This window comes from Acinetobacter sp. G18, from assembly GCF_052660225.1.
Window position 1 is genome coordinate 2,685,477 of the sequence record NZ_CP109658.1, and the last position, 23,780, is coordinate 2,709,256.

Here is a 23,780-nt window from a genome sequence, read left to right on the forward strand (position 1 = left end):
GAGTATGAAGATGAGTTATGAAAACCGCTGGGAAACAGTAGATGTTAAAGTTGAAGATGGAATTGCATGGGTCACCCTAAACCGTCCGGAAAAGAAAAATGCCATGAGCCCAACACTCAATCGCGAAATGATTGATGTGCTAGAAACTCTTGAGCTTGATCAAGATGCACGTGTTTTAGTGTTGACGGGTGCAGGTGATTCTTGGACAGCGGGTATGGATTTGAAGGAATATTTCCGTGAAGTCGACACTCAGCCTGAAATTTTCCAAGAACGTATTCGCCGTGACTCATGCCGTTGGCAGTGGCAACTTCTTCGCATGTATTCAAAACCAACGATTGCTATGGTCAACGGCTGGTGCTTTGGAGGCGGTTTCTCACCTTTAGTGGCTTGTGACCTCGCAATTGCAGCAGATGAAGCAACTTTCGGTTTATCTGAAATTAACTGGGGTATCCCACCGGGTAACCTTGTAAGCAAAGCAATGGCAGATACCGTAGGTCATCGAGCATCTTTGTATTACATCATGACGGGTAAAACCTTTAGCGGTAAAGAAGCTGAAACGATGGGCCTTGTGAACAAAAGCGTACCGCTTGCCCAATTAAAAGCAGAAGTGACTGAACTTGCAAACTGTCTACTTGAGAAAAACCCTGTGGTTCTTCGTACAGCTAAAAATGGCTTTAAGCGTTGTCGTGAACTGACTTGGGATCAAAACGAAGACTACTTATATGCCAAGCTTGATCAATGTATCCACCGCGATACTGAAAATGGTCGCCAAGAAGGTTTGAAACAATTTTTAGATGAAAAATCAATTAAACCGGGTTTACAGAGCTATAAACGTACTGGTTAACTTTTGATTCTCTAATGGCAATGTAAGGACACAACCCATGCAAAATGTACAGTTACTTATTCACGGTCAATCTGTTGATGCATCAAATCAGGCAACTTTTGAGCGTATTAGTCCCATTGATGGATCAGTAGCCAGTAAAGCTGCTGCCGCAACACTGGAAGATGTTGACCGTGCAATCGAATCGGCACAACAAGCTTTTAAAGTATGGTCGAAACTCTCGCCTACCGAACGTCGCTTACGTTTGTTAAAAGCAGCCGATTTAATGGACCAAAAAACCGAGCAATTCATTGAAACTGGAATGCAAGAAACAGGTTCAACTGCCACATGGTATGGGTTTAACGTTCATCTTGCTGCAAACATGTTACGTGAAGCCGCAGCCATGACCACACAAATTGACGGAAGTCTGATTCCGTCAGATGTGCCGGGCAATCTTGCAATGGGTGTCCGAGTTCCTTGTGGTGTGATTGTTGGCATTGCACCTTGGAATGCCCCTGTCATTTTGGCAACACGTGCGCTTGCTATGCCTTTGGCTTGTGGTAACACGGTAGTGTTAAAAGCATCGGAAGCCTGCCCCGCAACACATCGTCTAATTGGTGAAGTGTTACATGAAGCAGGACTTGGTGAAGGTGTGGTGAATGTGATTACGCATGCCGCTGAAGATGCACCACAAATCGTTGAGCGTTTAGTGTCTCATCCAGCCGTGAAACGCATTAATTTTACGGGTTCAACCAAAGTCGGAAAAATTATTGCCGAGACTGCGGCTAAATATTTAAAACCTGTTTTACTTGAATTGGGTGGTAAGGCCCCTGTCGTGGTTTTAAATGAAGCTGACATTAATGAAGCCGTAAATGCAGTCGCTTTTGGAGCATTCTTTAATCAGGGACAAATTTGTATGTCGACCGAACGTGTTTTGGTTCAAGACAAAATTGCCGACCAGTTTATTGAAAAACTGATTGAAAAAACCCGCTCTATTCGGGCAGGTAATCCAACCTCAAAAGACAATGTACTGGGTGTTTTGGAAAGTCGCCGCGCTGCAAACCGTATTCAGCATTTATTGGAAGATGCTCAAAACAAAGGGGCTGACTTACCTTTAGGCATTCATATTGAAGACACCACCATGCAACCGACACTGGTGCTCAATATTAAACCTGACATGTTGCTTTACCGCGAAGAATCATTTGGACCTGTATGCACAGTTCAACGTTTTTCAAGCATTGAAGAAGGCGTAGCACTGGCAAATGACAGCGAGTTTGGTCTGTCTTCAGCAGTGTTTAGCCAAAATATTTCACAGGCATTAGAAGTGGCTAAACAGATTGATTCGGGTATTTGTCACATTAACGGCGCAACCGTACATGACGAAGCTCAAATGCCATTTGGCGGAACAAAATCGAGTGGTTACGGACGTTTTGGTAGTAAAGTCTCTGTTGCCGAATTTACCGAACTACGCTGGATCACCATTCAGACCCAATCACGTCATTACCCGATTTAGTCAGGGTAATGCAGACAACAACATATTAAATAAAAATTGCATGATGCAAAAAAATAAAGCGCAGTGATGCGCTTTCCATGGAGTGAAAGAAATGCAAATGAATGCCACTCAATCACAAGACCGCGAACGGTTCGTAAAATTAGGGCAACATGATATTCATTATCACCATAAAGATGACATGCTCTATATCAGCCCAAAAGAGCAATTAAAACCGTATCCACAAAAACTTACAGATCGGTTAATTCATTTTGCACAAACCAAACCAGACCATATTTTTGCAGCAAAACGCAATGCTCAAGGTGAATGGGTCAAACTGAGTTATGCAGAAGTTTTACAACGTGCATGGCACATTGCTCAGGCATTACATGAACGTAAGTTAAACCAAGAAAGACCTCTGGTTATTTTAAGTGGTAATGATCTCGAACATTTAACACTCTCTATGGGTGCCATGCTGGCAGGTGTGCCTTTTTCAGCAATTTCACCCGCCTACTCTCTGATTTCCCAAGACTTTGGCAAACTCAAACATGTCTTTGAAGTGCTCACTCCTGGTATGGTCTATGCCAGTGATGGACAAGCTTTTGCCAAAGCGATTCAGGCATGTATTACGCCTGATATTGAAGTGGTGACCAATAAAGGAATTGTAGGCGATCAGATTTGCACATCTTTTCAGTCGCTGTTAGATACACCAGTTTCAAATGTTCAAGAGTTTTATCAAACCCTTGATGAAAACCAAATTGCCAAATTCTTATTTACCTCGGGTTCAACCAAATTGCCTAAAGCTGTACCAACCACGCATTTAATGTTGTGTGTTAATCAGCAAATGTTATTACAAACTTTCCCTGAGTTTGAAGAAACGCCGCCTGTCCTACTCGACTGGCTGTCTTGGCACCACACATTTGGCGGCAGTCACAATGTCGGCATTGCGCTCTATAACGGAGGCACCATTTACATTGATGATGGCAAACCCGTTGCAGGAAAATTTGACGAAACCATTCGTAATTTGAAAGAAATTTCTCCAACCGTTTATTTAAATGTGCCAAAAGGCTGGGAAGAACTCACTGAAGCTTTAGAAAAAGATGAAGAATTAAGAGATCGCTTTTTTGCCAAAGTTAAAATTTTATTCTTTGCAGGTGCAGCGCTTTCAGAAGCGGGCTGGAACAGACTCGATAAAATTGCTCAGCAACATTGCGGAGAAAAAATTCGCATCATGAGCGGATTAGGCATGACTGAGACTGCTCCCTCTTGTGCTTTTACCACTGGTCCACGCGTGATGGCTGGCTTTATTGGATACCCTGCTCCGGGATGCGAAATCAAGCTAGTGCCATGTGGTGACAAACTTGAGTTTTGCGTTCGTGGCAAACATGTCATGAAAGGTTATTGGCGCTTAAAGGCGGACCAGCAAAGCACTATTTTTGATGATGAAGGCTTTTTCCATACGGGTGATGCTGTGCGTTTAGTCGACATCAATGATCCAACCAAAGGCCTGATGTATGACGGACGAATTGCTGAAGACTTTAAACTCAATACAGGCACTTTTGTGAATGTGGGCACATTACGCAACAAAGTGCTCATTCAAGGTAACTTACTGATTCAAGATGTCTGCATTACAGGTTCAAACCTGAATGCGGTTGGTTTTTTGATTTTTCCAAAATTAGAAGCGTGTGCTCAATATGCAGGCCTTAAGCTTGGTGAACATTCTGCAGCGGAGATATTACAATACCCTAAAGTCCAGCAATGGTACCGCCAATTTTTAACGATCTTTAATAAAGATGCGACTGGCAGTTCAAATACAGTCTCTATGCTTTATTTAATGACCGAGCCACCTCAACTCGATGCCGGCGAAGTGACCGATAAAGGCAATCTCAATCAAAGCAGTATTACGAAACGTCGTGCCGCTTTAATTGATGAACTTTATCAAAAGCAGACTGATAACCCACTGATTATTCGCGTACCCACCTTAAAGCAATAAGCGATTGAAATAAAAAAGGAAGCTCAAACTTAGGTTTGGGCCTTAGCCTCACTTTTGCCTAAAAAAAGGTTCAACATGCCACACGATACAGAATTTGAACTATTTCGAGACAGCTACCGCAGGTTCTTAAAAGAACAGGTTGCTCCGTATTATGAACAGTGGGAACACGATGGCCTCATCCCGCGTGATCTGTGGCTTCGTCTTGGGGAAAATGGCTTTTTGTGCGTCGATGTGCCCGAGGAATATGGAGGGTACGGCGCTCCTGTGCACTACTCACTCATGCTGGTTCAAGAAACGGCTCAAGCTGGCTTCGCATCTTTGGCAGTTGCCATTGGCGGGCAAAATGAGTTGGTCTCTCCTTATCTGCAAAATATTGGAACTGAAGAGCAAAAACGTTATTGGTTACCAAAAATGGTGACAGGTGAAGTCGTCACTGCTATTGCCATGACCGAAGCGAATGCTGGTTCAGACTTACAGGCTATACGCACTCAAGCCATTTTAGAAAATGACCATTACCGTATTAATGGTTCAAAAACGTTTATTTCAAATGGTCTGCATGCCGATCTGATCGTTCTAATAGCAAAAACTGATCCGCAAGCTAAAGCAAAAGGCATTTCGATTTTTCTAGTCGATGCTGCGTTAGATGGCGTTAAAAAAGGCCGTTCATTACAAAAAATCGGACTGCATGCCCAAGATACAGCTGAACTATTTTTTGATGATGTTTGTGTACCTGTCACACAACGTTTGGGTGAAGAAGGACAAGGTTTTGCTTATTTAATGCAAGAGTTACCTCGCGAACGTTTGAGTATTTCCATGATGGCGTTGGGGTCAATTTTAGGGGCTATTGAAATCACTAAAAACTATGTGCTGGAGCGTAAAGCTTTCGGACAACCTTTAAGCCAAATGCAAAACACACGCTTTGTGCTGGCAAACGCGCAAATCAAAGCGAAAGCCGCCCAAGCCTTTGTAGACCAATGTGCAGCGCTATATCAACAACACCAGTTAAGCGTAACCCAAGTTGCTGCATTGAAATGCTTTATTACCGATATCCAATGTGAAGTGATTGACCAATTACTCCAGCTTTTTGGTGGCTACGGTTACATGCAGGAATACCCAATCTCACGTTTTTTTGTGGATGCACGGGTACAAAAAATCTATGGGGGAACCAATGAAATTATGAAAGAAATCGTGGCCCGAGAACTGCTCGGAAAATAATTCGATTTAAAAACCAAATAAGGCAGGCACAACAACTATGCCTTATTTGAAAACAAAAAATGTTATTTCAGGAAGAAATGCGATGTCGAAATTATGGATGTACTCTACCCTTATGCTCTCAAGTTCAGTGTGGGCTGGCAATTTTATTGATAACAGTTCAGTAGAACTCACCACACGAAATTTCTACTTTGACCGAGACTATCAAGTCCCATCAACTTATCCAGCAGCGAGGGACTGGACACAAGGGTTTATTCTCAAAGCCAATTCAGGCTATACCGAAGGAACCGTTGGTTTTGGGCTAGATGTACTGGCAACAGCAGGTTTTAAACTAGATGCAAGCGCCAAATACGCAGGTACAGGCAATTTACCTAGAGACACGCGTACCAATGAACCGGCAGACTCTTATGGAGAAATTGGCGTCACAGCAAAAGCTAAAATGAGTCAAACTGAACTACGCATTGGTACTCTAATGCCAATGAACCCTGTTTTAGTGGCTTCATCTGCTCGATTGCTTCCCCAAACCTATCGAGGAATTTCACTCACCAGTAAAGATATTAAAGATTTCGATTTACAAGCCGCCTATATCGATGAAGTAAATCAAAGAGATTCAACCAACTATGAAAAAATCAAAATTTCTGGGGTAAATGGACGATTTAAAAGTGCTGAGACAAGCGGCCTTTATTATTTAGGTGGACACTATCAGTTTAACCCTGCACTCAAGCTCACCGCTTTTTACATGGATGTTGATGATCTTTATAACCAAACCATGGTCGGTGCATTACACCAATACAAAATTAATGACACCACTAACCTAAGTTCTCAATTACGCTACTATCGCAGCCGAGATGACGGACAAGCAAAAGCTGGCTTAGTCGATAATGACCTTTATCATGCACATTTCGAACTTAAACATCAAAACCATAAATTTATTTTTGGAACCTTCCAACATCATGGCGATACGGCTTTCCCGTATTTGACTGGAGGTGAAACCGGACTCCTTATTGATACATGGCCGGGTGAGTTTTTAAACGCAAAAGAAAAAGCCTATAGCTTCCGCTATGAATACGACTTTAAAGATTATGTACCGGGGTTACGTTTCATGACCCGTTACACCACAGGCCACAATATTTATGCACCTAACTTAGGTGGAACCAATCTAAAAGAACGCGAAACTGACTTTGATGTGGGTTACACCGTTCAAAGTGGTTGGTTAAAAAATTTAGGGTTACGGGCACGCTACGCAATCTATGACAACAACATGCTCTCCACTGCCAACATCAAACCTGTAAATGAAACCCGTATAAACATTGATTACACATGGAAATTTAAATAATTCAAAACAAGAGGTTCTGTCACATATAGAACCTCTTTTTAATTTCGAGAAATTCATCATGAAGAAAGTTGTAACGCTACTCTGCACAATGAGTCTGATTGCCCTGACTCACGCTGAAACTCAATATAGCCCTCCACCTATTCAGCTTGAACCTTTAGCAAAATTTAGTGTTGATTTAAATGCCCCTGTTTGGGAGTTAGGCACAACCAGTGATGCTGGTAAACGCAGAATTATTCCTATTACAGGTGGGACATTCGAAGGCAAAACACTTAAAGGCCGTATTTTAAATAATGGCGCAGATTGGCAAATCGTTGACAGTAAAGGACTAGCGATTATTGATACGCGATACTTGTTAGAAACCGATGACGGTGCACTTATTTATCTTCAAACCAAAGGTTACCGACATGGCTCAGCCGAAACACTAAAACAGCTTGCTCAAGGCAAAGATGTTGACCCGAAAAATTACTATTTCAAAATTACCATGCAGTTTGAAACCAGCTCATCTAAATATGCATGGCTTAACCAGACCGTTGCAGTAGGTAGTGCAATGCGCTTGGGCAAAGCGGTTATTTATGATGCCTATACGGTGAAATAATAATTTTTATAACACTTACAAAAGGATGGACACTTCATTATGGATCAAAAAACTTTAGAACACTTACCGCCCATCCATCACCATTTGGGTGGACACAATATCCATTGGAATGACAAAAACACTGAACTCACCATCCACTACACAGCACTAGAAAGCTTTACCAATCCACGCGGCACCGTTGAAGGTGGCATGATCTGCGCCATGCTTGACGACGTGATGGGACTTTTTGCATATCTCGCCAATGACCATAAACCCGCCACCACCATCAACTTAACGATGGATTTTTTAAGGCCCTGTGCTGTGGGCGAAGTCATTACAAAATGCCGATTCATTAAACAAGGCAAAACTGTACTGAATCTCGAAAGTGAAGCTTGGCAAAACAACAAAATGATCGCACGAAGCACAGCTAATTTTTTGGTTTTAGATTAATTACAAACATTCATTCAATAAGGATATGAATAAATGAATTACACCAACAATAAACGAATTTTGACCCGCTCCGCTTTAGTGCTTGCCATGCTTGGTACTTTGGCAGGCTGTGGAAGTGATAATGATGACACAACGATTCCCTCAACAACCAAACCACCGCAGTTATCTCCTGCTGTTGGCGTAAAAATGACAGAAAGCTGTACGGACTTACTCGGATTTCAATACAACAATACGGTCATTAGCTCTTCCACTCTTCAAGAGGCAGGCACATTGACTGTCGCCAATAAACCGATTGGCGCTCATTGTTTGGTTAAAGGTTATATGGATCAACGTATAAGCCCTGTCGATGGACAAACCTATCAAATTGGTTTTGAAATGCGCCTACCTGTTGACTGGAATGGTCGTTTTCTCTATCAAGGTAATGGCGGAACCGATGGTAATTTAGTTCCTGCAACAGGTCAGGTTGGTAGCGGTGGACCACTCACCAATGCTCTACATGATGGTTTTGCTGTTATTTCCTCCGATGCTGGACATAACACTTCACAAAATCCAATGTTTGGTTTAGACCCTCAAGCCAGAATCAACTATGGCTATGGTGCAATTACCAAACTCACGCCTATGGCAAAAAACCTAATTAAAGCCGCATATGGTAAATTGCCAGACCGCTCCTATGCAGGCGGCACATCTAACGGTGGGCGTCATGCCATGATTGCCGCAACCCGTTTGGGTGACCAATATGATGGAATTTTAGCAAGTACACCAGGTTTTCATTTACCTCGTGCGGCCGCAGCTCAACTCTACACAGCACAGCAGCTTCGTCGTGTCGCAACAGATGAAAATGACCTAAGTACGGCTCTTACCCTTTCAGAGCGCAAAGTATTAGCAAAAGCGATTTTAGATCGATGCGATGCCTTAGATGGTGTTGCAGATGGCTTGGTGCAAGATGTCGAAGCTTGCCGTACAGCTTTTGATATTCACAAAGATGTACCCGTTTGCTCAAGCACAAGAGATGGTACTTGTTTAAGCACCGAACAAATTGATGTATTAGCCAACATTTACCGCGGCCCTGTAAATTCGGCTGGACAAGCGCTCTATGCAACCCAGCCTTTCGACCCCGGTTTAGTTGGCAGTAACTGGGCAAGCTGGAAATTTGAATCTTCGGTGGGAACAGCACGTGACCCCGTTGCAGTCGGTATTCTTTTTCAGGTTCCACCAGACCCAACTGTGACTCAAAACTCTAGACAATTTGCCTTTAATTTTAACTTCGATACCGACTATCCAAAACTCTCGGCAACCAATAATGTATACACCGAAAGTTCGATGTCATTTATGATGCCACCCGATGAACTCAATCTGGATAAACTCCGCAATCACGGTGGAAAAATGATTGTGGTACAAGGCACAGCAGACGGCGTTTTCTCTGTGGATGACACCCAAAATTGGTACGATCAACTGCTACAACACTATAAAAATGATGCAAAAGGTACAGCACCTGAATTTGCACGTTTCTTTAGAGTTCCGGGCATGAACCATACCCGTGATGGCATTGCGACCGACCAATTTGATGCATTGACTGCTTTAGTTAACTGGGTGGAATATGGGCAAGCCCCTGACAAAATCATTGCGACTGCACGCGGCGCAGGTAACCCAAGTGGTCAAGTGAATACTGAGCTTCCACAAGACTGGGCACCTGATCGTACCCGCCCACTTTGCCCTTACCCACTGATTGCTCGTTACAACGGGCAAGGTGATAGCGAAAAAGCTGAAAACTTTAGCTGTAAATAACACCCTATAAAATTAAAAGAGAGCTTAACAGGCTCTCTTTTTTCATTGTCTTAGGCTTACATATTGAATCATTATCACATGATATTTCATCCAATGCCTACATCGCTGCTAAGATAACACCGAAAGCCAAAAACTCATTTCGTTATGCAAAATCAGACTGCTTCAAATCTCCCCTCCACTCAACTTGGAAAAGCATTACTTTGTCTTATGACATCAGCGTTATTATTTTCCATTATGGGGGTGTGCATTCGTTTTGCTTCACAAACGGTAGACAACGCGACCGTCGTATTTTTTAGAAATGCTGTAGGTTTATTTATTTTTATTCCGATGCTGTTTAAACAGGGCTTAGACTTCGTTAAAACCGATAAACTCTGGATGCACACGTGGCGAAGTCTAGTCGGTCTTGCTGCAATGTACGGTTTTTTCTATGCCATAGCGAACTTAAAACTCTCAAATGCCATGGTTTTTAGTTATTCATCCCCTATCTTTATTCCACTGATTGCATGGCTTTTCTTAAAAGAAAAAATTACCAAATCGATGATTTTTGCCGCTGTGATTGGCCTCGTTGGGGTTTTATTTGTTGCTAAACCCGACCAAGGTTTATTTAACGCACTATCTTTTATTGGCTTGGGTGCATGCTTTTTATCAGCAATGGCTTTTGTCACCGTAAGAGCTTTAACCAGTACAGAGCCGCCTGAACGTATCGTTTTTTACTTCTGTGTTTTTGGCAGTTTAATTTCCTCTATTCCAATGTTTTGGCATTGGCGTATTTTCACTTGGCACGAATTAAGCCTACTGATTGCCGCAGGTCTTTTAGCAAACATTAGCCAACTATTTATGTCTTATGCTTATAGCTTAGCCCCAGCAGGCCAAATTGGCCCCATGAATTACATTGCTATTATTTTTGCAGGAATATGGGGATTTGTTTTTTGGCATGAATTACCGGATCTGTTTAGCATTATCGGTATATTTATTATTTTATTTGCCATATTGCTCTGTAATCCATTTTTGCAGAAAAAGTTACTTTCTCGATTTAAATAGCCGACATCCCTGATTCTAATTTAGGTACTGTATTCGATACTCATTTGGTGAAATGCCTGTCCAGTGACGATAGGCTTTTCTAAAATTAGAAGTATCTGAAAAGCCAATTCTTTCGGCAATTTCATCTACAGTTAAAGTTGTTTCCCGCAAATATTCATCAGCAAGACGGCACCGAGTTTCATCTAAAAGTTCTTGATAAGTTAAATCAAAACCTGCCAAGCGCCGATGTAAGGTTCGCTTTGACATATGTAACCGTTCAGCCATTTCTTGAGCCGACGGAAAAAGCCCCGTTCCATCCAATAATATTAAACGAATTGTTTTCACCAACTCAGGCTCTTCGGCTACTGCTGCACCTAACATACGCTCACAAAACGATTTACACATATCAGCAGTAATCGGGTTGGCATTTGGGCAAGGTACATCGAGCCATTTTAAATCAAAGTGCCATTGCATCACCCCAGCATTAAACTGAACAGGACAATGAAAAACTTTTTCGTATTCTTTTGCATAGACAGGTGCTGGATAAGGTAATAAAAGCTTCTTCGCTTGAAATGGTCCTTCAAGTACTCGTTCAATTAAGGTTTGCATTGAACTAAACCAAAACTCGCACACTAAAGGTAGAAGCTTACCTAGTGCAATAATGTCCTGCCCTTCAAAAATCGCAACGTCATCTCGAATATAAAAAGACTTCTTTAAAATAGGCCCTGCAAGTTTAATATGCCGAATACCAAGCTCTACCGCTTGTCTAAAATTGCGCGAAGAATATAGTGCGTAGCCATACACCCCAAAATCTGACAGCCGCTGCTTTTGTCCTGCACGCAGACCAATTAAGGGATCATGAGATAGTTTTTGAATATTTTGAAATAACTGAATTTTTTGGACTTGAGAAATATATAAAGAAGGCTGACTTATAGCCTCTGGCGAAATATCTGTACCAGATAGGACATCTAATATTGAATGGCATTGCGAACCCATTTCATCGAATAAACTGGTCAAACCTAGCAAATATGTATTCGAACCCAGAGATGTATTATCATAATTTCCTTCGATAATACTATTTGTATTTTTATAAATATTTTTAGGCATTTAACTCACACCATCCCTAGAGTGACGTGCATAATGGCACTAAACTACCTCTTGTTGTCTCAATTTAACATCGACCATACGACGCTTCAAGCATAAAGTATGATAAGCAAAAGTATGGAAGGAACAATAATGGAAAGCTCCACTTTAAAAGAATATAGCGGCTCTGCCACTGAACATATGGAACTTATTTTTTCCAAACAACGTGCCAATTTTGAGGCAGATCCCTACCCAAGTCTTGAAGCACGCCGCACAAAACTGCATCAACTTAAAAAACAAATTATTCGTTATCAAGATGCTTTAGCTACTGCGATTAATGCTGACTTTAGTTTAAGATCACTCGATGAATCCAAATTACTCGATTTGCTTGGCTCTGTGTTGGAAGCTGATCATGCGATTCATCATTTACGTCGCTGGATGCGTCCAAGTAAACGCCGTACCGAGCTTTTATTTTTATCAAATCGTTTAAGTGTGCAATACCAACCTAAAGGTGTGGTTGGTGTGATTGTGCCTTGGAACTTCCCGGTTTATTTAGCACTAGGCCCACTCATTGCCGCATTAGCTGCAGGCAACCGAGTTATGATTAAACTGCCTGAAATTACCCCCAATACCAACGCAATGCTTCGACGCATGCTTGCCGAAGTTTTCAATGAAGATGAAGTGGCGGTTTTTGGTGAAGAAATTACAGATCCTGCTAGATTTACCACTTTGCCATTTAACCATATTGTGTTTACTGGCTCTCCTGCCATTGGCAAAGTCGTCATGAGAGCTGCAGCTGAAAATCTAACGCCTGTGACACTTGAGTTAGGTGGTAAATCACCAGCCATTGTAAGCCGTAATTACCCGCTTGCCGATGCAGCAAAACGTATTACACATGGTAAAGCAACCAATAGTGGTCAAATCTGTGTAGCACCTGACTATGCATTGGTTCCTAAAGAAAGTATTAATGAGTTTGTAGATGCTGCAAAATCAAGCTTTATAAAAATGTTTGGTCAAAACATCACAAATAATCAAAATTACACATCGATTGTAAATGACCGCCATTTAAAACGTATTCAAGATATTTTGACCGATGCACAAGCAAAAGGTGCACGTGTTATTCCTTGTGATACTTACAGCTTTGACCAACAAGGTCGCAGAATGCCTGTACAGATTGTGCTGAATTGCACGCCAGACATGCGCATTATGAAAGAAGAACTCTTTGGCCCTATTTTACCTGTGGTGGCTTATGATTCTTTAGATGATGCAATTACCTACGTGAAATCGGACGAACGACCTTTAGCACTTTATTGCTTTACACATAGCTCCGTAGAACGTGACCGTATTTTACGTGAAACTCATTCGGGTGGTGTAACTATCAATGACTGGGGTTGGCATGTAGTTAACCATGATGCTCCTTTCGGTGGTATCGGTAACTCAGGCATGGGGTCATATCATGGTGAAGAAGGTTTTCGTGAACTTTCACATGCAAAAACTGTATTTATTCGTCATCGGTTTTTCCCGACCCAGCTTTTCCACCCTCCTTATGGAACATTCTTGCAAAAACTGGCAATTCGCTTTTTCTTGAAAAAAGGCGATCCAAATATTAAATAATAGATTATAAAAAAAGCCTCGTAATGAGGCTTTTTTATGGGGTTTAAAATAATAAAATTTCTAATAAAACCACTAAAATTTATCTAAATATAATCAACCTTTTGTGCTTTTAAAATATCAAGCTGCAACATCTTTTTCTTTTTATATTTATAGGCAATAAATAAGCCAACAAACCATACTGGTGAAAACTCTAAAGCAATCAGTGTGTCATGATCTAAAGCTAAAATGACGATCGTAAAAACTAAAAATAGCATCGTCAGCCATGCCATAAATAAACCACCCGGCATTTTATATTTTGATTGAATATGTAATTCAGGACTTTTCTTACGATAATAAATATATGACATCACAATCAGCATAAATGTAAAAATGCATAAAATTGAAGTGAGTGCTGAGATAATCGTAAATGCCGTCATGACATTTGGAACAATAAATAAAATAGATGTTCCAAGCGTTACACAAGCCATTGAAAAGACGAGTCCTCGAATTGGAACTTTTCTTTTAGACAACTTACTAAAGCTTTTCGGTGCATCATTGTCTAACGCTAAACCATATAGCATACGGCTGGTTGCAAAGATTCCACTATTTGCCGAAGAAAGAGCTGAGGTTGCCACAACGAAGTTAATTAAACCTGCCGCAATTGGTAAGCCAACCAATGTAAACATTTCCACAAATGGGCTTTTTTCTGGTGAAATTTTTGCCCAAGAAGTAACTGCAATAATACAAACCAATGCGCCTACGTAGAACAATAAAATACGTAAAGGAATAGAATTAATCGCTTTTGGAAGTGAAGTATGCGGGTCTTTGGTTTCTGCGGCAGTTGTACCAACAAGCTCAATACCCACAAATGCAAAGATGGCAATTTGGAAGCCCGCTAAGAAACCTGTTACACCATAAGGAAACATAGATTGTGTTTCAAACAAATGGCTCATCGAAGCTTTGACGCCATTTGGAGAAGTAAAGCCCGTACTAATTAAATAAATACCAGCCAAAATAAACAGGATAATTGCAGTAATTTTGATGAGTGAGAACCAAAACTCAAGCTCACCAAACAGCCGAACGGCCACAAAGTTGAGTATGGTTAAGACTGCCAATGAAGTAAATGCCGGAATCCAGACAGGTAAATCGGGATACCAAAACTGCATGTACCCTCCAATCACAATCACATCGGCAATCGCTGTAATAATCCAGTTACACCAATAAGACCAACCCAGAAAAAAACCTGCCCATGGACCTAAATAAGCGGTTGCGAAATCGGCAAATGTTTTAAAGTTCGTGTTGGCAAGCAATAATTCACCCATTGCTCTCATCACGAAGAAAAAGAAAAAGCCAATAATTAAATAGGTTAAAATAATTGAAGTCCCGGAAACACTTAATGTTTTTCCAGAACCCATAAATAATCCGGTACCAATTGCACCGCCAATCGCAATCATTTGAATATGACGATTGGTCAATGAGCGTTGCAACTTTTCCTCCTCTTGCTCAGTCATATGCTGACTGCCTAGGAGGTCTCCTTCCAGGAACTGCTTTCCTTTATTATTACTCATGTAATATTAGCTCCAATTTATAGCAACCGTTATAAACATTTTAATAATATGAGTGATATGAGCTTCGATTAAGCAGAATAAATCATCTTACCAATATTATTAAAACCATTTATAATTTAGTAAATTCCATTTTTAAATCTTAAAATAGTTATTTAAAACAATAAAATATAAACCATAGAATTATCCCGTTATACCTCATCATCTGAATATCTAAAATGAAATAATAAGTTCCATTCATTCAATTAAGATGATGTATATCCATATCAATTTTTTGACTCAGGGATAATATAATATTCCTCATAAAATGTGGTGAGTTGTAAAAACTCACTGCTTAATTAACCGCCATTTGCAAATATTGATTATTTTCCAATCTATTCATAGCTTTTGATTTTGAAACCTGTTGAACATTAATACTCAATATTCGAACCTCTGCCCCATTTTGAACATTCAACTGTTTAGCTTGCTCTAAACTAAGCTGTATTCGATTTTGATAAGGTGCGCTATACACTACAATTGCCCGATAATTTTCATAATCATCATTGGCAACAATATAAGGTTCATCACCTATACTTAAATCAGTAGACTCTACAACTTGTACAGTTAAAATCTCACTTTCTTTAATGGCACGTAAATTTTCAATATCGGCCTGTAGGGTTGCGCCGCCATCAAAAATATCTACATAGCCTTTGTAGCGAAGCCCTTCTTCTAGCAAAAGATTGTAGGCTGGCCGCGTATTTGGATGAACCATACCAATTGCGGCTTTAGCATCGTCTGGCAACATATCGACATAAAGCGGATGTCTCGGCATCAGCTCGGCAATAAAGGCCTTTTGCCCTATTCCGCTTAAATAGTCCGCTTTGGTAAATTCAATATTAAAAAATTTATGACCTACTGCATTCCAAAATGGAGACTGCCCATTTACATCGGAATAGCCACGCATTTCAGCCACAATCGTTTCTTCAAAGTATTGGCGAAATGCGGACAAAAATAAGAAGCGTACTTTAGATAAAAACTTGCCATTTTTATTTAAACGATAGTCTGGGTCTAAAAATAACGTACAAAGCTCACTACAGTTGGTATGGTCATTACTCAAGTACAAAGTCGGTAAAGCGTTATAAACACTTAAAGGTTCAGACGCGTGAACTTGAGTACCCACATGGAAGTTATACCAAGGCTCTTTTAACCCGAGCGCCACTTCAATACCGCAAACACCCACGACTTTGTTGAGTTCACTATCTTCCAAAACAAATAAGTAAACCTGATCTGCCTTCGGTAATTCGCCTGCTACCGTTTTACATGCTCGTTCAATACGTGCAGCCAACTTTTCCATATTTGGCTGCAAAGATGTCAAACCAAAACCCGCTTTTTGAGCCAAAAGGTAAAGATCATTAACATCCTTAGGTTCAATGTAGCGAATAATCATCATGCGGCTTGTTCATCCTTTTGAATTTCTACAAAGCGAGCAAGTGCACGTTCGAAGCGTTTTAGACCCTCATCAATATCAGCAAATGGAATAATTAAAGACGGCGTAAAACGTACAACGTTTGGACCAGCAATCAGACTCAGTAAACCTTCCTCACCCGCAAGGTTATTAATATCTTTTGCTTTACCAGCGAATTTGTCTTTTAAGGCACAACCTATTAGCAAACCTTCTGCACGAATCGTTTTAAAGACTTCATATTTTTCATTTAATTTATTTAAAGCGTTTTTATAGTAATCATGACGCTCTTTTACGCCTTCAAGCACTTCTGGTGTATTAATAAATTCAAATACTGCACCAGCAACAGCACTTGCCAACGGGTTACCACCATAAGTCGTACCGTGCGTACCCACTGAAAAATGCGTCGCAAATTTATCAGTCGTTAACATTGCACCCACTGGGAAACCACCGCCTAATGCTTTTGCAGTGGTAAGAATATCCGGAGTAACACCTGAGTTCATGTAAGCATAAAGTGAACCTGTACGGCCTACACCAGTTTGTACTTCATCAAAAATAAGTAAGGCATCAAACTCATCACACAGTGCACGTAAACCTTTTAAAAATTCGATGTCAGCAGGAATAACACCGCCTTCACCTTGGATCGGTTCAACAATCACTGCACATGTTTGTTCATTAATGACTGCTTTGGCAGCTTCTAAATCGTTAAAAGCAACATGATTAATGCCGTTTGGAAGTGGTGCAAAGTCTTGTGAATATTTTGACTGACCACCTGCTGAAACGGTAAATAAAGTACGACCGTGAAAAGCATTATTAAATGCCACGATGCCACTTTTACCCGCAACACCGCTGTCGAGTCCTACTTTACGAGCAAGCTTTAATGCTGCTTCATTCGCTTCTGCACCTGAGTTACAGAAGAATACTTTGTCTGCAAATGTATTTTCGGTGAGTTGTTTAGCAAGACGTAGAACGGGTTCATTGGTATAACCGTTACCTACATGCCAAAGTTTTGTTGCTTGTTCTGTTAACGCATTGACTGCCACTGGATGCGCATGACCTAATGCATTTACTGCAATGCCACCTGCAAAATCGATATATTCTTTATTTTCTTGATCCCAAATACGTGAACCTTCACCACGTACCGGAATGAAATTTGCCGGTGCAAAAACTGGAACCATCCACTCATTAAAGTTGCCGCGAGAAACTGGAAAATTATTCATCTTATCTAGTCCATTAAATTGAATTATTCGGGTGAGCTAATGCCCCTATTATTCAAAATCAAATTGATTCACAAAATTTGTAATTCAGCAAAAAATGAATTATTTTTTAGCAATCTGATAATTGACAATTACAATATGGATACTATTGATCAAATTATTTTAGGTTTACTCAAAGATAATGCACGGATGTCTGTAACCGAGTTAGCCGAAAAAGTTCACGTCTCAAGAGCAACCATTAAAAAGAGAATGGAGTATCTTGAGTCTTCGGGCATCATTACCGGATATACGGTTCGTTTTAAACCCAATGCAGAACGCAATGTCATCCGTGCATGGATGAGTATCATGGTCGAAGGCACCAAAGCACAATCTGTGATTAAAGAATTACGTCTAGAAAGTGCAGTTGAATGCTTGCATAAAACCAATGGCAAATGGGATCTTCTGGTCGAACTGCGCTCTGACACTTTAGAAAACTTTGACAAAGTTTTAGAGAGAATTAGGAATATTTCAGGTATTTATAATAGTGAAACTAGCATTCTGCTTGCGAGTCATAAGACCTGATCATTCACTTTAATTTCAAAGAATAAGAATTGATGAGCCAAGCATAAAGTTTGGCTCATCCCCCATTCATACAAAGAAATTTCCTTGAACACCCTCTATTAAAATTAAAAACCATCACAACCACAGTCCACTCTAAAAACCTCAATAAATTTTTAATTTTTTTTAAATAATCAAATCAAAAACTTAAAATCTAATTTGATTTAAATTTTCACTTTTTTCACTCACTCCTCTCATCAAGGCATTTGACAGAAAAATTAAAACATAATACATATAGTATTATATGTTATATGTTAAAACCTAAGGACAAGGTATAAGAAAATGGCTAAAACTCAACTAAAACACTTTATTAACGGCGAATATGTTGCTAGCAAAGCAAATGATTACTTCGACTTGGTGAGCCCAGTCACTGGTGAATTTTATGCACAGTCACCCAATGCAACCGATGCAGAAGTTGACGCAGCGTATGCCGCTGCAAAAGAAGCATTTAAAGTTTGGGGACGCAGTACACCATCAATGCGTCAAAAAGCATTGCTTAAATTAGCAGATGCTATCGAAGCAAATGCTAACCGTTTGATTGAAGCGCAAAGTCGCAATACAGGGCAGTTAAAACACTTAATTGCATCTGAAGAAGTCGGTGTATCGGCAGATCAAGTTCGTTTCTTCGCAGGTGCGGCTCGTTTACTTGATGGTTCAGCAACTGGTGAATATTTAGAAGGTTTAACCTCTTCTATTCGCCGTGAACCGATTGGTGTAGTTGGCCAAGTTACACCTTGGAACTATCCACTTATGATGGCAATTTGGAAAATTGCTCCTGCCTTAGCTGCTGGTAACACAGTGGTACTCAAACCAAGTGATACAACACCTGAAAGTACCCTTTTACTGGCAGAAATTGCTGCACCATTTTTCCCTAAAGGCGCATTTAACGTGGTGTTAGGCCAAGCACAGGTAGGCTCAAAAGTGGTATCACATAAAACCCCTGCTCTCGTTTCTATTACTGGTTCGGTACGTGCCGGATTACAAGTTGCCGCTTCTGCCGCAGCAAATTTAGCGAAAGCCCACCTTGAACTTGGCGGTAAAGCGCCTGTACTGGTTTTTGAAGATGCCGACATTGATAAAGCCGTCGAAATGATTGCATTAACTGGCTATTTCAACGCAGGCCAAGACTGTACTGCGGCGACGCGTGTCATTGTAGCTGAAGCAGTTCATGATGAATTTTTAGCTAAACTCGTTGAGGCTGCAAAAAATACCCGTTTTGGTGATCCAGATGATCAAGACGCACTTTATGGCCCACTTAACAATGCCAACCAATTGAAAAATGTTAAAGCCTTTATCGATAACTTACCTGCTCACGCCAAAGTTGAAACAGGCGGAAAACAAGCAGACCGCCCAGGTTTCTATTTTGAGCCAACTGTTATTAGTGGTTTAAAACAACATGATGAAGCCATTCAAAAAGAAATTTTTGGACCAGTCATTACCGTTCAAAAATTTACCGATGAAAATGATGCGATTGAAAAAGCCAACGACGTTGAATATGGCCTAGCTTCAAGTGTTTGGACCAAAGATCATGCACGCGCAACTCGTCTGTCACGTGAACTCGATTTCGGTACAGTTTGGATTAATACCCATATTCCTTTAACTGCGGAAATGCCACACGGCGGCTTCAAAAAATCAGGATATGGTAAAGATTTATCTGGCTATGGTTTTGAAGAATATACCCGCGTTAAACATGTGATGAGTTCAAACGAATAATAACAATGAGTTTTGAAAGGAGATCAAAATGAATAAGCAAGAAATGAAAGACTTGGTGACTAAAGCCCATCACGAGTTATTTAATTTGCATGACACCACTGCTCTAGACCGTTATTTTTCTGAAGACTTTATAGAGCACTCACCACTCGTTGCAAATGGTATTTCGGGTCTTCGCCAATTAGTAGAAGACTGCCCAGACATGCAACACCAAGCTGTACGCGTACTCGCAGATGGTGATTTGGTTGCAATTCATGGCCGCTTTCAGGGCTTAGATAAAAACCCTTTAGTTGGCTTTGATATTTACCGAGTAAAAGACGGCAAAATTGTAGAGCATTGGGATGGTCTTGTCGCAGAAGCTGCACCGAATGTAAGCGGTAGAACGCAATTAGATGGTCCAACTGAAATCGTAACTCACCATGACCCAGAGAAAAACCGTGAGATTGTGACGTCTTTCTTTAAGGAGTCATTAATTGATGGAAATTACGATGCCTTCAAAGAATACACCCACGGCGATCAGTTCATTCAACATAGTCCAGATATTGGAGATGGCGTTAAAGCCGTCATTGATTTTTTGAACAATATCCGTAATGAAGGACAAGGTTTGGTATACTCAAAAACGCATCGCTCCATTGCTGATGGTCAATTTGTATTGACTCATTCCGAAGGTAGTATTGCCGGAAATCGACATGCCTATTTTGAATTATGGCGTGTAGATAATGGCAAAATTGTTGAACTTTGGGATGCAATACCAGCCGTGCCTGAAGATGAACAGGCTGTCCATGGTTATGGCGTGTTTTAATAATTATTTATCCGCTTCATTAAGCTAAGTCTTTTGACTTAGCTTTTAGAGAATTCGCCATGTCAGCATATACGATAATTTTTGCACCTATTGCTCAAGCAACTCGTTCTGAACAAGTTGTAGAACGCTTGGAAAATGCAATTATCTCTGGTTTGCTCAAAAGCAATGAACAACTTCCTAATGAGGCAGATTTAGCACGCTTAATGGGCGTTTCACCTATTACTGTACGCGAAGCTTTAAATACTTTACGCGTAAAAGGTTTAATTGATACACGTCGCGGCAGAAATGGTGGAAGTTTTGTTTGTGAGCTACCTTCAGATTTACTGTTAAACCAACATCCATTGCGCCAAGCTTCAAATGAGTATCTTGCCGATTTAGGTGAGTTTCACAGTGCAATTTTAAGCCATAGTGCATATTTAGCCGCTCAAAGAACCACAGAATATGAGCTAGGCAAAATAAAAGAGTTGATTGAACAATTTGAGCAAGCCGTTGAAGCAGACACACGCGCACAGCTTGATTTACGTTGCTTGCTGACACTCACCTCATTTGCTCAATCTGCAAGACTGGCAAATCAGGAACTCACTATTCAGGCTGAATGGGCTCCCCTTATTGCGGTGCTTTATCAAGACAACGATTTTCACCGTGAAGTTGTAAAACAATATCACCATCTTTTGTCGTCTTTTGTTGAAAACAATGAAAATGAAGCTATGATTCAAGCCAGAAAAATAGTTTCAATGCTCACTGACCAAATGCTTCGGTATAAGTTATCGAGTGAATAAAAATAATAAATGAGATGGCTTATCAATAATCAAGTTAGGAATATGGAATTTTAGGAGTTATCGGAATGACCCAGCACTTAGATTTAGATATAGAAGAGCTTCAAAGTTTATTAAAAAGTGTTGTTGAGGAAACAACAACGATTACCGAAACACTCGCAAATAAAGCAAGCAAAATTCTGTCAAAGCATGCATCTGAAAAAAATGCAGATATCAAGCTTTCAACTTCAGAACGCTCTGCTTTGCAGAAGGAAATTAAAAATGCGCTAAATCAGAGCCATTATAGTCAAGGAACTGGTTTTGCGAGTTATAGTCCAGCGACTCAAGACGAGCAAGACTACTGGACACTCGAATGGTGGTATAAAAAAGAAGACCAGTTACAACAAGCGAAACTTGAAAACTACCAAAATGCGCAGCGCTTTTTAGATTTCCGCTCTTTTGAATGGTTCCACAAACCTGCTCAAGATAAAAGCCCGTGCATACATGGCCCTTACGTTGATTATATTTGTAACGGTGCCTACACCATCACCATTGCCCACCCTGTCATGATTCATGATCAGTTTATTGGTGTCATTGCGACCGATATTTTAGTTTCGGCGCTTGAAAAACTACTTATGCCAAAACTCAAAAATATCAAACAAAAAGCAGTCATTATGAATGATTCATCTCGGGTCATTACTTCAAACGACATTAGCATCCGAACTGGAACCTTATTTAAAGAAAAAGCTGTTCAACAGTTTTTCTCGCGACCCTGTCCATCTTTCCAGTTGGTTGTGATCTAAAAAGAAAAGAATAATAGCTCTTTATTCTAACTTTAGTGTGCCACCAAGGTGAAATAGCACTTTAAGCCTCTAGCTACTGTTCAAACTTTCTTCAATCAGACTTGTTTATTCAGGTCACGGGGAAGTTTTGGCCTAAAAATAGCATCGCCTTTCTGGATGAAAAGCAAAAACAACGAAATTTGAGGTTGAAAAGACATGGAAAATAAAGCGTCTTCCTTAAAAAAACTAACACTATGGCAAGTCACGATTATTGGTATTGCCTATATGACCCCCATGACGGTTTTTGATACTTTCGGTATTGTTTCCGGAATTACCAATGGTCATGTTCCTCTGGCCTATCTACTCGCTTTAGGGGCGATGTTACTGACCGCTTGGAGCTATGCAAGATTTAGTAAAAATTCAGAAAAATCAGGTTCGGCCTATAGTTATACTGCCGAAAGTTTAGGGCCTAAAAGTGGTTTTTTTGTTGGCTGGTGTTCTCTACTCGACTATCTTTTATTGCCCCTTATTAATGTATTACTGGCTGCAATTTATCTTACCGCACTCATTCCGAGTATGCCTTATTGGTTTTGGGTATTGGTATCGGCGGGCCTTGTGACTTTAGTCAACTGTTTCCGTATTCGGTTACTTGCCAACTTAAGTCTCGTGTTTGTGTTTGCTCCGATTATCCTCATGGTCATTTTTGTATATTTAGTGGTTCGTGGTATTGGCTCAACTCAAGGTTATGAACACGTGCTGACCTTGGCTCCGCTATGGCATGGTCAGCAGTCACTATTACCGCTCGTTGCTGGCGCTTCGGTTTTATGTTTTTCATTTTTAGGTTTTGATGCAGTCACTACTCTTTCAAATGAAACCAAACAACCCACTAAAAATATTCCTCGAGCAGTCATGTTAACAACACTTACTGGCGGGCTTATTTTCTTCACAGCCGCTTGGTTTATTCAGCTTTATTTTCCAAACAATGTTCGTTTTCACCACCCTTCAGAAGCACTTCCTGAAATTGTGCTTTATGTAGGCGGCGCGTTGTTTCAGTCGATATTTTTATGCGGCCAAATTATGAACACAGTCGCCTCTGGTCTTGCCTCGCATGCCAGTGCTTCGCGTTTACTGTATATAATGGGCACCGACAATATTTTCCCTAAAAAGTATTTTGGGACTATCCATAGCTCTTTAGGTACACCATTTTTCTCGGTTTTATTTGTCGGGCTTATTTCAATGTCGGCTATTTTTTTAGATTTAGCTCAAGTCGTAAGCCTGATCAGTTTTGGTGCGCTCGTTGCTTTTACGGCCGTCAACTTCTCAGTTTTTATGAAATTTTATATTAAAGATAAACAGCGCTTAGGTTTTAAAAATAAATTTCTAAACCTATTTTTACCGCTTTTATCGGTCATTAGCATTATTTGCTTGTGGCTCAATCTCGACTCATCTTCACTCATTTTTGGATGCTTCTGGTTATCTTTAGGCATTCTTCTATTTATTTATAAAACGATTAAAAAACAAAGTATTGCCATTAGTAATGCTTATTAATTTTTAAG

General features: G+C 40.4%; 20 protein-coding genes. 16 read left to right on the forward strand and 4 right to left on the reverse strand.

Going from position 1 to position 23,780, the window contains the following annotated elements; all coding sequences use genetic code 11:
• Positions 1 to 4: 4 nt before the first annotated feature.
• From NE363_RS12760 to NE363_RS12800, 9 genes are all read left to right on the forward strand, one after another.
• On the forward strand, positions 5 to 844 hold the full coding sequence (locus tag NE363_RS12760) for a p-hydroxycinnamoyl CoA hydratase/lyase (RefSeq protein ID WP_169538806.1): 840 nt from the start codon (positions 5 to 7) through the stop codon (positions 842 to 844).
• A 37-nt stretch (positions 845 to 881) separates the two neighbouring features.
• Positions 882 to 2,333 (forward strand): aldehyde dehydrogenase, encoded by a 1,452-nt coding sequence (locus NE363_RS12765; protein ID WP_445535203.1) that lies wholly within the window; start codon positions 882 to 884, stop codon positions 2,331 to 2,333.
• 82 nt (positions 2,334 to 2,415) lie between these two features.
• Positions 2,416 to 4,302, forward strand: coding sequence for a feruloyl-CoA synthase (locus NE363_RS12770; RefSeq protein WP_445535204.1), 1,887 nt, complete (start codon positions 2,416 to 2,418; stop codon positions 4,300 to 4,302).
• Positions 4,303 to 4,377: 75 nt separating this feature from the next.
• On the forward strand, positions 4,378 to 5,517 hold the full coding sequence (locus NE363_RS12775) for an acyl-CoA dehydrogenase family protein (protein WP_445535205.1): 1,140 nt from the start codon (positions 4,378 to 4,380) through the stop codon (positions 5,515 to 5,517).
• An 82-nt stretch (positions 5,518 to 5,599) separates the two neighbouring features.
• The gene (locus tag NE363_RS12780; protein WP_445535206.1) at positions 5,600 to 6,850 is read left to right on the forward strand and encodes an OprD family porin; all 1,251 of its coding nucleotides are present in this window, start codon (positions 5,600 to 5,602) and stop codon (positions 6,848 to 6,850) included.
• 58 nt (positions 6,851 to 6,908) lie between these two features.
• Positions 6,909 to 7,445 (forward strand): DUF3237 domain-containing protein, encoded by a 537-nt coding sequence (locus NE363_RS12785; RefSeq protein WP_445535207.1) that lies wholly within the window; start codon positions 6,909 to 6,911, stop codon positions 7,443 to 7,445.
• A gap of 39 nt (positions 7,446 to 7,484) precedes the next feature.
• Complete coding sequence (locus NE363_RS12790; RefSeq protein WP_004702855.1) at positions 7,485 to 7,874, forward strand: PaaI family thioesterase; 390 nt, start codon at positions 7,485 to 7,487, stop codon at positions 7,872 to 7,874.
• 33 nt (positions 7,875 to 7,907) lie between these two features.
• Positions 7,908 to 9,659 (forward strand): tannase/feruloyl esterase family alpha/beta hydrolase, encoded by a 1,752-nt coding sequence (locus tag NE363_RS12795; RefSeq protein ID WP_445535208.1) that lies wholly within the window; start codon positions 7,908 to 7,910, stop codon positions 9,657 to 9,659.
• 144 nt (positions 9,660 to 9,803) lie between these two features.
• Positions 9,804 to 10,700, forward strand: coding sequence for a DMT family transporter (locus tag NE363_RS12800; protein ID WP_445535209.1), 897 nt, complete (start codon positions 9,804 to 9,806; stop codon positions 10,698 to 10,700).
• A 15-nt stretch (positions 10,701 to 10,715) separates the two neighbouring features.
• Here the strand turns inward: NE363_RS12800 and NE363_RS12805 are convergent, their stop codons facing one another.
• Complete coding sequence (locus tag NE363_RS12805; RefSeq protein ID WP_445535210.1) at positions 10,716 to 11,786, reverse strand: AraC family transcriptional regulator; 1,071 nt, start codon at positions 11,784 to 11,786, stop codon at positions 10,716 to 10,718.
• A gap of 129 nt (positions 11,787 to 11,915) precedes the next feature.
• On the opposite strand from NE363_RS12805, the gene NE363_RS12810 reads away from it, so the two are divergent.
• Complete coding sequence (locus tag NE363_RS12810; RefSeq protein ID WP_240060737.1) at positions 11,916 to 13,376, forward strand: coniferyl aldehyde dehydrogenase; 1,461 nt, start codon at positions 11,916 to 11,918, stop codon at positions 13,374 to 13,376.
• A gap of 83 nt (positions 13,377 to 13,459) precedes the next feature.
• Here NE363_RS12810 and NE363_RS12815 read toward each other — a convergent pair whose 3' ends face one another.
• The 3 genes from NE363_RS12815 to NE363_RS12825 all read right to left on the reverse strand — a co-directional run bounded on the left by NE363_RS12815 (position 13,460) and on the right by NE363_RS12825 (position 17,581).
• A complete protein-coding gene (locus NE363_RS12815; RefSeq protein ID WP_019458197.1) occupies positions 13,460 to 14,923 on the reverse strand; it encodes an amino acid permease in 1,464 nt (487 codons plus the stop codon).
• Between the two features lie 331 nt (positions 14,924 to 15,254).
• Positions 15,255 to 16,349, reverse strand: a complete 1,095-nt coding sequence (astA, locus tag NE363_RS12820) for an arginine N-succinyltransferase (RefSeq protein ID WP_445535211.1) — start codon at positions 16,347 to 16,349, stop codon at positions 15,255 to 15,257.
• Positions 16,346 to 17,581: an aspartate aminotransferase family protein gene (locus NE363_RS12825; protein WP_445535212.1), complete on the reverse strand. Its 1,236-nt coding sequence runs from the start codon at positions 17,579 to 17,581 to the stop codon at positions 16,346 to 16,348. Before NE363_RS12825 ends, astA begins: the two co-directional genes overlap by 4 nt.
• Positions 17,582 to 17,716: 135 nt before the next feature.
• Between NE363_RS12825 and NE363_RS12830 the strand changes: the two genes are divergently transcribed.
• From NE363_RS12830 to NE363_RS12855, 6 genes are all read left to right on the forward strand, one after another.
• A complete protein-coding gene (locus NE363_RS12830) occupies positions 17,717 to 18,139 on the forward strand; it encodes an Lrp/AsnC family transcriptional regulator (protein WP_445535213.1) in 423 nt (140 codons plus the stop codon).
• Positions 18,140 to 18,457: 318 nt separating this feature from the next.
• The gene (locus NE363_RS12835) at positions 18,458 to 19,888 is read left to right on the forward strand and encodes a gamma-aminobutyraldehyde dehydrogenase (protein WP_445535214.1); all 1,431 of its coding nucleotides are present in this window, start codon (positions 18,458 to 18,460) and stop codon (positions 19,886 to 19,888) included.
• 28 nt (positions 19,889 to 19,916) lie between these two features.
• A complete protein-coding gene (locus NE363_RS12840; RefSeq protein WP_445535215.1) occupies positions 19,917 to 20,687 on the forward strand; it encodes a nuclear transport factor 2 family protein in 771 nt (256 codons plus the stop codon).
• A gap of 59 nt (positions 20,688 to 20,746) precedes the next feature.
• Positions 20,747 to 21,466 carry a FadR/GntR family transcriptional regulator gene (locus NE363_RS12845; protein WP_445535216.1) on the forward strand — a complete coding sequence of 240 codons (720 nt, stop codon included), beginning with the start codon at positions 20,747 to 20,749 and terminating at the stop codon, positions 21,464 to 21,466.
• Positions 21,467 to 21,531: 65 nt separating this feature from the next.
• Positions 21,532 to 22,245: a cache domain-containing protein gene (locus NE363_RS12850; protein ID WP_445535217.1), complete on the forward strand. Its 714-nt coding sequence runs from the start codon at positions 21,532 to 21,534 to the stop codon at positions 22,243 to 22,245.
• Between the two features lie 195 nt (positions 22,246 to 22,440).
• Positions 22,441 to 23,772: an APC family permease gene (locus NE363_RS12855; protein WP_445535218.1), complete on the forward strand. Its 1,332-nt coding sequence runs from the start codon at positions 22,441 to 22,443 to the stop codon at positions 23,770 to 23,772.
• The last annotated feature ends 8 nt before the right edge of the window (positions 23,773 to 23,780 follow it).

Bases quoted from the DNA above. Each gene is read 5' to 3' on its own strand.
- NE363_RS12760 (WP_169538806.1), top strand. From the start codon at position 5: ATGAAGATGAGTTATGAAAACCGCTGGGAAACAGTAGATGTTAAAGTT.
- NE363_RS12765 (WP_445535203.1), top strand. From the start codon at position 882: ATGCAAAATGTACAGTTACTTATTCACGGTCAATCTGTTGATGCATCA.
- NE363_RS12775 (WP_445535205.1), top strand. From the start codon at position 4,378: ATGCCACACGATACAGAATTTGAACTATTTCGAGACAGCTACCGCAGG.
- NE363_RS12780 (WP_445535206.1), top strand. From the start codon at position 5,600: ATGTCGAAATTATGGATGTACTCTACCCTTATGCTCTCAAGTTCAGTG.
- NE363_RS12785 (WP_445535207.1), top strand. From the start codon at position 6,909: ATGAAGAAAGTTGTAACGCTACTCTGCACAATGAGTCTGATTGCCCTG.
- NE363_RS12790 (WP_004702855.1), top strand. From the start codon at position 7,485: ATGGATCAAAAAACTTTAGAACACTTACCGCCCATCCATCACCATTTG.
- NE363_RS12795 (WP_445535208.1), top strand. From the start codon at position 7,908: ATGAATTACACCAACAATAAACGAATTTTGACCCGCTCCGCTTTAGTG.
- NE363_RS12800 (WP_445535209.1), top strand. From the start codon at position 9,804: ATGCAAAATCAGACTGCTTCAAATCTCCCCTCCACTCAACTTGGAAAA.
- NE363_RS12805 (WP_445535210.1), bottom strand. From the start codon at position 11,786: ATGCCTAAAAATATTTATAAAAATACAAATAGTATTATCGAAGGAAAT.
- NE363_RS12810 (WP_240060737.1), top strand. From the start codon at position 11,916: ATGGAAAGCTCCACTTTAAAAGAATATAGCGGCTCTGCCACTGAACAT.
- NE363_RS12815 (WP_019458197.1), bottom strand. From the start codon at position 14,923: ATGAGTAATAATAAAGGAAAGCAGTTCCTGGAAGGAGACCTCCTAGGC.
- astA (WP_445535211.1), bottom strand. From the start codon at position 16,349: ATGATGATTATTCGCTACATTGAACCTAAGGATGTTAATGATCTTTAC.
- NE363_RS12825 (WP_445535212.1), bottom strand. From the start codon at position 17,581: ATGAATAATTTTCCAGTTTCTCGCGGCAACTTTAATGAGTGGATGGTT.
- NE363_RS12830 (WP_445535213.1), top strand. From the start codon at position 17,717: ATGGATACTATTGATCAAATTATTTTAGGTTTACTCAAAGATAATGCA.
- NE363_RS12835 (WP_445535214.1), top strand. From the start codon at position 18,458: ATGGCTAAAACTCAACTAAAACACTTTATTAACGGCGAATATGTTGCT.
- NE363_RS12840 (WP_445535215.1), top strand. From the start codon at position 19,917: ATGAATAAGCAAGAAATGAAAGACTTGGTGACTAAAGCCCATCACGAG.
- NE363_RS12845 (WP_445535216.1), top strand. From the start codon at position 20,747: ATGTCAGCATATACGATAATTTTTGCACCTATTGCTCAAGCAACTCGT.
- NE363_RS12850 (WP_445535217.1), top strand. From the start codon at position 21,532: ATGACCCAGCACTTAGATTTAGATATAGAAGAGCTTCAAAGTTTATTA.
- NE363_RS12855 (WP_445535218.1), top strand. From the start codon at position 22,441: ATGGAAAATAAAGCGTCTTCCTTAAAAAAACTAACACTATGGCAAGTC.